General features: G+C 70.8%; 12 protein-coding genes and 1 pseudogene. 11 read left to right on the top strand and 2 right to left on the bottom strand.

The features are described 5' to 3' along the window. Window positions 1-937: hypothetical protein (locus VGD85_RS02695; protein WP_331061905.1), on the top strand; the 937-nt coding region annotated here is incomplete at its 5' end. Here the strand turns inward: VGD85_RS02695 and VGD85_RS02690 are convergent. Next, window positions 885-1,412: a GNAT family N-acetyltransferase gene (locus tag VGD85_RS02690; RefSeq protein WP_331061904.1), complete on the bottom strand. Its 528-nt coding sequence runs from the start codon at window positions 1,410-1,412 to the stop codon at window positions 885-887. The two genes, VGD85_RS02695 and VGD85_RS02690, sit on opposite strands and share 53 nt — an antisense overlap. A gap of 23 nt (window positions 1,413-1,435) precedes the next feature. Between VGD85_RS02690 and VGD85_RS02685 the strand changes: the two genes are divergently transcribed. Together VGD85_RS02685 and VGD85_RS02680 are read left to right on the top strand one after the other, a co-directional pair. Continuing rightward, window positions 1,436-1,957, top strand: coding sequence for an HIT domain-containing protein (locus VGD85_RS02685; RefSeq protein ID WP_331061903.1), 522 nt, complete (start codon window positions 1,436-1,438; stop codon window positions 1,955-1,957). Further along, entirely contained in the window at window positions 1,954-2,718 is a 765-nt protein-coding gene (locus tag VGD85_RS02680; protein ID WP_331061902.1) for an inositol monophosphatase family protein, read from the top strand. Before VGD85_RS02685 ends, VGD85_RS02680 begins: the two co-directional genes overlap by 4 nt. Window positions 2,719-2,790: 72 nt before the next feature. Here the strand turns inward: VGD85_RS02680 and xylA are convergent, their stop codons facing one another. Beyond that, a complete protein-coding gene (xylA, locus tag VGD85_RS02675; protein ID WP_331061901.1) occupies window positions 2,791-3,954 on the bottom strand; it encodes a xylose isomerase in 1,164 nt (387 codons plus the stop codon). A gap of 413 nt (window positions 3,955-4,367) precedes the next feature. Between xylA and VGD85_RS02670 the strand changes: the two genes are divergently transcribed. The 8 genes and pseudogenes from VGD85_RS02670 to VGD85_RS02635 form a co-directional block, all read left to right on the top strand. Then, window positions 4,368-5,498, top strand: coding sequence for a sugar ABC transporter substrate-binding protein (locus tag VGD85_RS02670; protein ID WP_331061900.1), 1,131 nt, complete (start codon window positions 4,368-4,370; stop codon window positions 5,496-5,498). 91 nt (window positions 5,499-5,589) lie between these two features. Further along, complete coding sequence (locus VGD85_RS02665; RefSeq protein ID WP_331061899.1) at window positions 5,590-6,348, top strand: ATP-binding cassette domain-containing protein; 759 nt, start codon at window positions 5,590-5,592, stop codon at window positions 6,346-6,348. Further along, a complete protein-coding gene (locus VGD85_RS02660; RefSeq protein WP_331061898.1) occupies window positions 6,345-7,604 on the top strand; it encodes a sugar ABC transporter permease in 1,260 nt (419 codons plus the stop codon). Before VGD85_RS02665 ends, VGD85_RS02660 begins: the two co-directional genes overlap by 4 nt. 12 nt (window positions 7,605-7,616) lie before the next feature. After that, a complete protein-coding gene (locus tag VGD85_RS02655) occupies window positions 7,617-8,804 on the top strand; it encodes an ROK family transcriptional regulator (protein ID WP_331061897.1) in 1,188 nt (395 codons plus the stop codon). A gap of 141 nt (window positions 8,805-8,945) precedes the next feature. Further along, window positions 8,946-9,566, top strand: coding sequence for a phosphatidylinositol phosphate synthase (pgsA, locus tag VGD85_RS02650; protein ID WP_331061896.1), 621 nt, complete (start codon window positions 8,946-8,948; stop codon window positions 9,564-9,566). Window positions 9,567-9,569: 3 nt separating this feature from the next. Further along, on the top strand, window positions 9,570-10,490 hold the full coding sequence (pdxS, locus tag VGD85_RS02645) for a pyridoxal 5'-phosphate synthase lyase subunit PdxS (protein ID WP_331061895.1): 921 nt from the start codon (window positions 9,570-9,572) through the stop codon (window positions 10,488-10,490). Then, entirely contained in the window at window positions 10,487-11,092 is a 606-nt protein-coding gene (gene pdxT, locus VGD85_RS02640; protein ID WP_331061894.1) for a pyridoxal 5'-phosphate synthase glutaminase subunit PdxT, read from the top strand. The genes pdxS and pdxT overlap by 4 nt, the downstream gene beginning before the upstream one ends. Before the next feature lie 9 nt (window positions 11,093-11,101). Continuing rightward, window positions 11,102-11,205, top strand: a pseudogene (locus VGD85_RS02635) (YebC/PmpR family DNA-binding transcriptional regulator); the annotation flags it as partial.

Raw genomic sequence — 11,205 nt, 5'->3', positions numbered from 1 at the left:
GGCGGCCGCATCGGCCGCCGTCGCGAGCCTGCTCGCCGGGTGCTCGTCGTCGACGGCTCCGGACTCCGCTCCGTCGGTGACCGTCGAGCCACGGCCCACAACGGTCGTGCAGCCGACCCAGGATCCCGCGTCGGCCCGCCTGGCCGCCCTCGCCCGGCTGGCCGAGCAGGCCGCCGCCGAGCTCCCGCGCGTCGGGGTGGCGCGGCCACGCGTGGGCGAGGTGCTCGGCGGCGACATCAGCTGGCCGCAGTGCCCGAAGGGTCTCGGGATCCCCGAACGGCGCACGCTCGGCCTGCCGATGCCGACCACGGCCGTCGAGTACGTCGTCCTCGGACTCACCAACGGTCCCGGGTTCACCGCCAACCCCTGCTTGGTCGACCAGGTGAGGTGGGTGCGCGAGCGGCGGCTGATGGCCGCGGCGTACGCCGTCGCGAGCTACCCCGACGCCGACGCCGTCGCCGAGCACGCGCGGTCGGGGCCGTACGACGGGTCCACCCGGCTGGGTGCGCTCGCGAACACGGGCTACCAGCAGGCGCTCGCCAACGTCGTCACGATGCGCCGGGCGGGGCTGGCGTCGCCGGTCGTGTGGGTCGACGTCGAGCCGGTCCGCGACTTCGAGTGGAGCGGTGATGTCGAGGCGAACGCGGCCGTCGTAGAGGGCGCCGTGCGCGGCTATCGCGACGCCGGCTACCGGGTCGGCGTCTACTCCACGCCCGCCCTGTGGACCGGTGTCGTCGGTGCCCTGGCGCTCGGCCTTCCGGAATGGCGTGCCGCCGGTCAGACCTCGCGGACCGAGGCGCGCGACCGATGCGGGGCCGACTGGTCGATCCAGCAGGGGCCCGCCGTCCTGGCGCAATGGGTGGAGGACGGTCGCGACCTCGACCTCACGTGTCCGGGGACGTCGGCGCGGATGGGGCGCTGGTTCCAGCAGTACTGAGCCGCTTCACATAGCGCCGGCAGGGCGAGACGTAGGTCGTGCCGCCGGCCGTGACCTCGTAGGGGAGGTCCCCGCCGTCGCGCCAGCCGTGCTTCTCGTAGAACCGGCGGGCCCGGGCGTTGCCGGTCACGACCGCCAGCCAGGCCTCGTCGTGCCCGGCGGCGGCGACCTGGCGCTCGGCCTCGGCCAGCAGCGGGGCCGCGACGCCGGTGCCGTGGTGGTCGAGGTCGACGAAGACCTGCTCGACCTCATCGCCCGCGATCATGATGAACCCGACGACCCTGCCGTCGACCTCGGCGACCGTCGTGTCGTCGACGCGCAGGGGAGTGCGGGCGTGGAAGGCCTCGAGGGTGCGGGCCGCGGTGAGGCCGTCGGGGACGTGTCCGGCATGGGCGAGGTGCCAGGCGGCGTGCCAGATGTCGGCCACCGTGCCCATGTCGGCGGCGACCGCGGGACGCAGGTGCGGAGTGCTCACGGTCTCACCCTAGGGTTGGTGCCATGACGGATCCTGCCGGCGAGGCGCGCGACGGGTTCGAGGGCTTCGACCGGCTCTGGACACCGCACCGGATGGCGTACATCGCCCCTAGCCTCCCGCTCGGCGATGGCTGCCCGTTCTGCGCGATGGAGCACCTGGCGCCGGAGGAGAGCCTCGTGGTGCACCGCGGCGAGACCTGCTTCGTGGTGCTCAACCTGCACCCCTACAACCCCGGCCACCTGATGGTGCTGCCGCACCGCCACGTCGCCGAGCTCGAGGACCTCACCCCCGACGAGCTCACCGAGCTGATGACCGCGACGCGGCGCGCGGTGCAGGTGCTGCGGGAGGTCAGCGGGCCGCAGGCGTTCAACATCGGGCTCAACCTCGGCGGGGTGGCGGGTGGGTCGCTCTCCCAGCACCTGCACCAGCACGTCGTGCCGCGCTGGTCGGGCGACGCGAACTTCATCACGGTCCTGAGCGGCACCAAGGTGCTGCCGCAACTGCTCTCCGACACCCGCGACCTGTTGGCCGAGGCGTGGGGGTGAGCCTCGCCGAGGACGCCGCGCTGGCGACCCGGCTGGTCCGCGACGCCGGGACGCTGGCCGCGCGGATGCGCGCGGAGGGGCTCGACACCGCCACCAAGACGTCGATCTCCGACGTCGTGACGGCGGCCGACCACGCGGCCGAGCGTCTGGTCGTGGACGCCCTCGCGGCCGAGCGACCCGACGACGGCGTGCTGGGGGAGGAGGGCGCGTCCCGACCGGGGACGTCGGGTCGCACCTGGGTGATCGACCCGGTCGACGGCACCTACAACTTCGTCGCCGGGCTGGACTGGTGGTGCTCGGCGCTCGCGCTCACCGACGGCGACGACCTGGTCCTCGGCGCGGTCCACCACCCGGCCACCGGCCGGACGTTCGTCGGCGGCCCCGGCCTGCCGACCACCGTCGACGGCGTGCCGCTGCCGCCCCTGGAGGACCGCGCCCTCGCGACGGCCTGCCTCACGACGTACCTGCACCCGCCGGAGTACGGCGGGCCGCTCGGTGTGGCCTTCGACCGGCTGGTGGGCGGCGCCGCGACCGTGCGGATGCTCGGGTCGGCGTCGATGGACGCGGCGAGCATCGCGGCCGGCCAGCTGCACGTGCGCTGCCAGCACTCGCTGCCGCCGTGGGACGACCTGCCGGGTGCCGCGCTGATCCAGGGGGTCGGCGGCACCACGGCTCGGATCGACGCCGCCGGGGTCGTGTGGTCGGCCGCCGGCGTGCCCACCGCGGTCGCCGAGGTGGTCCAGGCCCTCGGCGAGCGATAGTCGGTGACGCACGGGGCCCCTCCCGCCGCAGCTGGAGGGGCCCCGTCCGTCAGGGAGTACGCGGATCGGTGATCAGCGCACGCCGTACAGGTGCTCGAGAGCGAGCTGGTCGAGCTTCTCGAAGCCCATGCCGCGCTGGGCGGCGGCGTCGGGGTCGAAGGACTCGGCCCGCAGGTCGGCGACGGTCTCGCCGGCGGCGACGGTGGAGACCGCGAGCTGGTCGACCCGTGCGTCCTTGAGCGCCTGCTGGACCTCCGGGTCGGCGCGGAACGCCCGCGACTTCTCGCGCAGGATCAGGTAGTTGCGCATGCAGGCCTCGGCGGAGACCCAGACGCCGTCCATGTCCTCGGTCCGCGGGGGCTTGTAGTCGAAGTGCCGCGGGCCCTCGTAGCCGCCGTTCTCGACGATGTCGACGGTCCAGAACGCACCGCGGGCGTTGCCGGCGCCGAAGCGCAGGTCCTGGTCGTAGCGCGGACCGTGCTGGCCGTTGAGGTCGATGTGGAACAGCTTGCCGTGCCACAGCGCCTGGGCCAGCCCGTGGGCGTAGTTGAGCGAGGCCATCTCCTCGTGCCCGACCTCGGGGTTGAGGCCGACCATCTCGGGGTGCTCGAGCTCGTTGATGAAGGCGAGCGCGTGGCCGACCGTCGGCAGGAGGATGTCGCCGCGGGGCTCGTTGGGCTTGGGCTCGATCGCGAAGCGGAGGTCGTAGCCCTGCTCGAGGACGTAGGCGCCGAGGAGGTCGAAGGCCTCCTTGTAGCGCGACAGCGCGGACTTGATGTCCTTGGCCGCACCGGACTCGGCGCCCTCGCGGCCGCCCCACGCGACGAAGATCTTCGCGCCGAGCTCGGCGGCGAGGTCGATCTGGTCGGCCGCCTTGCGGATCGCGAAACGGCGTACGTCGCGGTCGTTGTTGGTGAATCCGCCGTCACGGAAGACGGGGTGGGAGAAGAGGTTCGTGGTCACCATCGGGACCACCAGGCCGGTCTCCTCGAGCGCCTTGCGGAACGGCGCGAGGTGCTTGTCCTTGGTGGCCGCGTCGGCGTCGAAGGGGAACACGTCGTTGTCGTGGAACGTGACGCCGTACGCCCCGAGGTCGCTGAGCCGGTGGATCGCCTCGGCCGGCTCGAGGACGGGGCGGATCGCGGTGCCGAAGACGTCCACGCCCTGCCAGCCCACGGTCCACAGACCGAAGGTGAAGTGGTCGTCGCGGGTGGGGGTGAAGCTCGACTCGGTCATGGTGCCTGGTGCCTCCGGGTGGGAAGGGGTGGATGGAGCAACGGAACCGGGGCGGCCACGGGCCCGGTAGGGCCATGGGACCTGGGTATGTTGTCGCCCACAACATACTCGGTGACAGCCGTCACGTCACGGGCTTGCGGGCAGGTTTCGATATCGATTTCCACGCTCGGCCGTGGGGCCGCCGCGGACCGGCGGGCCGACGGCCCGTCGGGCGGTGATCTGGACTAGTCCGAGGGGCCGCGTCGGTCACGATTCGATCACGGCCCCGCGGGGCCCGACTTAGTTTGATCGTGCAACAAAACTAGGGCACTTGGTCCCCTTGTCGGCGGCTGTGGTGCTCACTATGTTGTCGGCCACAACATACCCGGTGATGGTCGTCACATCGTCCGGGTCCAAGCCATGGAGGTCGAGGAATGGTCAGGATCAAGGGAGCGCGACTCGCGTCCCTCGTTGCGGTCGGGGCACTCGCATTCGGCTCGCTCGCCGCGTGCGGCAGCGACTCCGACGGCGGCAACGACAGCGGCAGCAGCGGCGACAAGAGCAGTGACACGTCGGCTCCGGAGGTGACGGGCAAGGTCGGCGTGATCCTGCCGGACTCGAAGTCGTCGGTCCGGTGGGAGACCCAGGACCGCCCGAACCTCGAGGCGGCCTTCGAGGCCGCGGGCCTCGAGTCGATCATCCAGAACGCCGAGGGCTCGCCCGACACGTTCGGTCAGCTCTGCGACCAGATGATCACCGAGGGCGTCAACGTCCTCATCGAGACCGACCTCGACCCCGACTCGGGCAAGGCCTGCATCGACAAGGCCAAGAACGCGGGCATCGCGGTCATCGACTACGACCGCCTCACCCTCGGTGGTGGCGCGGACTACTACGTGTCGTTCGACAACGTCAAGGTCGGCGCACTGCAGGGTCAGGGCCTCATCGACGGTCTCAAGGCCAAGGGTGTGACGAAGGGCAACATCGCCTTCATCAACGGCGCCGCGACCGACAACAACGCCACGCTGTTCAAGCAGGGCTACGAGCAGGTCATCAAGGACGACGGCAGCTTCACCGTGGTCGGCGACCAGACCGGTGACTGGGACCCCGACACCGCGGGCAAGGTCTTCGACCAGTTCTACGCCGCGCACCCGGACCTCGTCGGCCTCGTCACCGCGAACGACGGTATGGCGGGCGGCGTGATCGCCCGGATGAAGGCCGCCGGCGTCCAGGGCAAGATCCTGGTGACCGGTCAGGACGCGACGGCCGAGGGTCTCGCGAACGTGCTGCAGGGCTTCCAGGCCGGCACGGTCTTCAAGAACACCTCGCTCGAGGCCAAGGCCGCGGCCGACCTGGCGATCGCGATCATCAAGGGTGAGGACCCGGCCTCGATCGCGACCGGCTCGGTCAACGACTCCGAGCTCGGCGTCGACGTGCCGTCGGTGCTCGCGACCCCCGTCTGGATCACCGCCGACACGGTCAAGGACGTCGTCGCGGCCGAGCAGGCGAGCGCTGCCGACATCTGCAAGGGCATCGAGAAGCTCTGCACGAAGTACGGAGTCTCCTGACCGCACTCGTGGTCGTCTGACAGCTTGAATAGCGGGGGCCCGTCCGTCTGGGCGGGCCCCCGCCTCACGATCAACCCTGGAGGGTTACGCAATGTCGAGTGGAGAGCCGCTGCTGGAGCTGCGCGGTGTTCATAAGAGCTTCGGCGTCGTGCACGTGCTGCAGGGCGTCGACCTGACGGTGCGGCCGGGCCGCGTGACGGCGTTGGTCGGCGACAACGGCGCCGGCAAGAGCACGCTGATCAAGGGGATCGCCGGGATCCACCCCTTCGACGAGGGTCATTACGCGTTCGAGGGGGAGCCGGTCCACGTGAAGGGTCCTCGTGACGCGAACGAGCTGGGGATCGAGGTCGTCTACCAGGATCTCGCGCTGTGCGACAACCTCGATGTCGTCCACAACATGTTCCTCGGCCGAGAGCTCACCAAGAGCGGCACGGTCGACGAGGACACCATGGAGTCTCGCGCTCGGGAGACGCTCAACGGTCTCTCGGTGCGCACGCTCCAGTCGGTGCGCACCCACGTCGCCGCGCTCTCCGGCGGCCAGCGCCAGACGGTCGCGATCGCGCGCGCGGTCCTCTGGAACTCCAAGCTCGTCATCCTGGACGAGCCGACGGCGGCGCTGGGCGTCGCGCAGACCGAGCAGGTCCTCAAGCTGGTCCGCCGGCTCGCCGACCGCGGGCTCGGGGTCATCCTGATCAGCCACAACCTCAACGAGGTCTTCCAGGTCGCCGACGACATCGCGGTGCTCTACCTCGGCCAGATGGTCGCGCAGGTCGACGCCGCCACCACCAACCGCGAGCGCATCGTCCAGGCGATCACGACCGGCAAGCTGAGCGAGGGGGATGCGGCATGAGCGTCGCGACCGACGAGATCCACGAGACCCACGACCCCCACCGCCCTGCCACCGTCGGCAGCCTCATCCGTGAGTACGTCGCCAAGCTCCGCGGCGGCGACGTCGGCTCGCTGCCGGCCGTCCTCGGGCTCGTCGCGCTGGTGATCGGGTTCTCCACCGCACGGCCCGAGACCTTCACCAAGGCGTTCAACTTCGGCAACCTCATCCAGCAGTCGGCGGGCGTCACGATCATCGCGATGGGGCTCGTCTTCGTGCTGCTGCTCGGCGAGATCGACCTCTCGGCTGGCTACACCGCCGGCGTGTCGGCCGCCGTCATGTGCTCCCTCCTGGTCGAGCACGACTGGCCCACCCCGCTGGCGATCCTCGCCTGCCTCGTCACGGGCATGGTGATCGGCACCTTCATCGGCCTGATCGTCTCCCGGCTCGGCGTCCCGTCCTTCGTGGTGACACTGGCGATGTTCCTCGCCCTGCAGGGCGTCATGCTGGTGATCATCGGGGAGAAGGGGTCGATCGACTCGGGCGAGTTCGTCGCCAAGCTCAACGCCGAGACCATCGCGGTCTGGCTCGGCATCGTGGTCGCGGCCGTCCTCGTCGTGATCTACGCCGTGTCGACCTTCCTGACCAACCGTCGACGCCGGCGCCACGGCCTGACCAGCCAGCCGATGCTCCTCTGGGCGCTGAAGTCGGGCTTCCTCGCCCTGCTCGTCGGCCTGATCGTCTACTACCTGTCGATCGAGCGCAGCCCCAACGCGCACATCAAGTCGATCAAGGGCGTCCCGATCGCACTGCTGATCCTCATCGGGCTCGCGCTCGCGCTCAGCTTCCTGCTGGGCCGGACCAAGTGGGGCAGTCACGTCTACGCCGTGGGCGGCAACGCCGAGGCCGCGCGTCGTGCCGGCATCAACGTCAAGATGATCCAGCTCAGCTGCTTCATGCTGAACTCGACGGTGGCGGCGGTCGGCGGCATCATGCTCGCGAGCTACAGCGGCGGCGTGAACAACGTCACCGGTGGTCAGACCACGTTGCTCTACGCGGTCGGCGCGGCCGTCATCGGCGGCACCAGCCTGTTCGGTGGCAAGGGCCGCGTCATCGACGCCCTGATCGGCGGCACCGTGGTCGCCGTCATCGCCAACGGCATGGGCCTGATGAACCAGCCCGACCGCACGAAGTACATCGTCACCGGTCTGGTGCTGCTCGTCGCCGCGAGCGTCGACGCGATCAGCCGTCGTCGGGCTGCCGCAACCGGTCGCGTGTAGCAGGAGAGAGCCGTGCCCACCCCCACCGGCGTCAGCACCGATGAGCTGCGTCGCGCGAACCTGCGCGCGATCTTGCAGACGGTGCACACGCGCGGTCCTACGACCCGCGCGGTCCTCACCCGCCAGCTCGGGCTCAACCGCAGCACGATCGGTGCGCTCACCGGTGAGCTGCAGAGCCTGGGCCTGGTGTCGGAGGAGACGTCGGCGGTGGGTGGGCGCTCGGGACGCCCGTCGCACCTCGTGGTGCCGCGAGAGGACAACGTCGTCGTGGCCGTCGACGTGGGCGTGGACCGCATCGCGGTCGCCCTGGTCGGCCTCGGCGGCGAGATGCTCGACCGGCGCGACCGGGGCCACCAGCGCGGCGAGCACGACGTCTCGCACGTCGTCGAGGCGGTCGCCCAGATGGTGGAGGAGACCCTGGCGGTGACCGGCCAGCAGACCCGGTGCCTCGGCGTCGGCGTCGCCGTACCGGGCGCCGTCCGGGCGGTGGACGGGCTGGTCCGGTTCGCGCCCAACCTCGGGTGGGTCGAGGTGCCGTTCACCGACCTGCTGGCCGAGCGACTCGACCGGCCCGTCGCGACGGGGAACGACGCCGACCTCGGTGTGCTCGCCGAGCACGTCCGGGGCGCGGCGGTCGGGTTCGCCGAGGTGGCCTACCTGAGCGCGAGCGTCGGCATCGGCGGTGGCTTCCTCGTGGGCGGCCGTCCGCTCCGCGGAGCCCGGGGGTACGCCGGCGAGGTCGGCCACATGCAGGTCGACACCGAAGGACCCGTGTGCCGCTGCGGAGCGGTGGGGTGCTGGGAGACCAAGGTCGGCGAGAACGTGCTGCTGCGCCACGCCGGCCGGCTCCCCGGAGGCGGGCCGCACGCCGTCGCCGAGGTGATCGACGCGGCCCGCAACGGCGAGGCCCGGGCCGCCGAGGCGGTCGCCGAGGTCGCCGACTGGTGCGGCGTGGGCCTGCGGGCGATCGCGAACCTCTTCGACCCCGAGGTCGTGGTGCTCGGTGGATCGCTCGCCCAGGTCTGGCGGGCCGCGGAGGACAAGGTGCGCGAGGCGATGTCTCGCAGCACGATGATGCCGCGTGACGACGTCGTCGTGCGCGCCGCGCAGTTGGGCGGCGACTCACCCCTGGTCGGAGCCGCGGAGCTGGCCTTCGCCCCGGTGATCGACCACCCCCAGGCGGTTCCGAAGGCGGGCTGAGCCTCGAATCACCGATTTCCGCCTGCTGCGGCGCCACCATCTCGGCGGGGACCCCGGGGGCACACCCACCTGGTGACGGTCGCGACGCCGAACATCGGTGAATCGAGGCTGATCACCCGGTGGCGGTAGCCTGCTGCCGCCATGCTCGAACGATTCCGCGCCTTCTGGACCAAGATCCTCTCGCCGATCGCCCACCTCCTGCTGCGGATGGGCGTCAGCCCGGACGCCGTGACGTTCGTCGGCACCCTCGGTGTCGCCGCCGGAGCGCTGGTGTTCTTCCCCCAGGGGATGCTGCTGACCGGTGTCCTGGTGATCACGGCGTTCGTGTTCAGCGACCTGCTCGACGGCTACATGGCGCGCACCTCCGGGCGGGTGAGCAAGTTCGGTGCGTTCTGGGACTCCACGCTCGACCGGATCGGCGACGGGGCCATCTTCATCGGCCTCGCGCTGTACTTCGCCTGGGAGGAGCCCAGCCGGCTCTACCTGGTGCTGAGCCTGGTCTGCCTGCTGATGGGCGCCGTGACGTCGTACGCCCGCTCCCGCGGGGAGACGCTCGGCTTCTCGGTCAAGGTCGGCATCGCCGAGCGGGCCGACCGGCTCGTCGCGATCCTCGTGATGACCGGTCTCAGCGCGATCTTCGACCTGCCGGTCCTGCTCTACATCGCGCTCTGGGCGCTCGCCATCGCCTCCACGATCACGGTCGCGCAGCGCGTCTGGGTGGTCCGGAAGCAGGCGATCGCCGAGACCCGCACTACGATCTGAGGCATGGTCGACAGCCCTACTCCCGCCCCGCAGGACACCACCCCCACCACCGGCACCACGCGCGTCAAGCGCGGCATGGCCGAGATGCTCAAGGGGGGCGTGATCATGGACGTGGTCACGCCGGAGCAGGCGAAGATCGCCGAGGACGCCGGCGCGGTCGCCGTGATGGCCCTCGAGCGGGTCCCGGCGGACATCCGCGCCCAGGGCGGGGTGTCGCGGATGAGCGACCCCGACATGATCGACGGCATCATCGAGGCGGTCTCGATCCCGGTGATGGCGAAGGCCCGGATCGGCCACTTCGCCGAGGCCCAGGTGCTGCAGTCCCTGGGCGTCGACTACATCGACGAGTCCGAGGTGCTCACCCCGGCCGACTACGAGAACCACATCGACAAGTGGGCGTTCACCGTCCCGTTCGTGTGCGGCGCCACCAACCTGGGTGAGGCGCTGCGCCGCATCACCGAGGGCGCGGCGATGATCCGTTCCAAGGGCGAGGCCGGCACCGGTGACGTGTCCAACGCGGTCACCCACATGCGCACGATCCGCCGCGAGATCCGCCGCCTCGGGGCGCTCTCGCCCGACGAGCTGTTCGTGGCCGCCAAGGAGCTGCAGGCGCCGTACGACCTCGTCAAGGAGGTCGCCGAGAGCGGCAAGCTCCCGGTCGTGCTCTTCACCGCCGGCGGCATCGCGACCCCGGCCGACGCCGCGATGATGATGCAGCTCGGCGCGGAGGGCGTGTTCGTCGGCTCCGGCATCTTCAAGTCCGGCAACCCCGCCCAGCGCGCCGAGGCGATCGTCAAGGCGACCACGTTCCACGACGACGCCGACATGGTCGCCAAGGTCTCCCGTGGCCTCGGCGAGGCGATGGTCGGGATCAACGTCGAGGAGATCCCCCAGCCGCACCGCCTCGCCGAGCGCGGCTGGTGACGGCCGCCCCCACGATCGGCGTCTTCGCCCTCCAGGGCGACGTCCGCGAACACCTCCGGGTGCTCACCGAGCTGGGGGTCGAGGCGATCGCCGTACGCCGGGTCGCCGAGCTCGACGCCTGCGCCGGCCTGGTGATCCCGGGCGGCGAGTCGACGACGATGGCCAAGCTGGCCCGCACGTTCGACCTGTTCGAGCCGATCCGGCAGCGGATCAAGGAGGGCATGCCCGCGTTCGGGACCTGCGCCGGCATGATCATGCTCGCCGACCGGATCGAGGACGGCACCCGTGACCAGGAGACGCTCGGCGGGCTGGACATCACCGTGCGGCGCAACGCGTTCGGCCGCCAGGTCGACTCCTTCGAGGGGGACCTCGACGTCGTGGGCCTCGACGCCCCGGTGCACGCGATCTTCATCCGTGCGCCCTGGGTGGAGTCGGTGGGCGACTCGGTCGAGGTGCTCGCTCGTGTCGAGGAGGGTCCGGCCGCGGGTAGGATCGTCGCGGTCCGTCAGGGTTCGCTGATGGCGACGTCGTTCCACCCCGAGGTGGGTGGCGACTCCCGGGTCCACCGGCTGTTCGTGGACCTGGTCACCGAGGAGAGATAGGGATACGCCATGTCTGGCCACTCCAAGTGGGCGACCACCAAGCACAAGAAGGCGGCGATCGACGCCAAGCGCGGCAAGCTGTTCGCCAAGCTGATCAAGAACATCGAGATCGC

This window comes from Nocardioides sp., from assembly GCF_036401255.1.
In the GTDB taxonomy this organism is placed as follows: domain Bacteria; phylum Actinomycetota; class Actinomycetes; order Propionibacteriales; family Nocardioidaceae; genus Nocardioides.
Note: the sequence above shows the minus strand (reverse complement) of the source record. Positions and strands in the feature narration are given on the sequence as shown.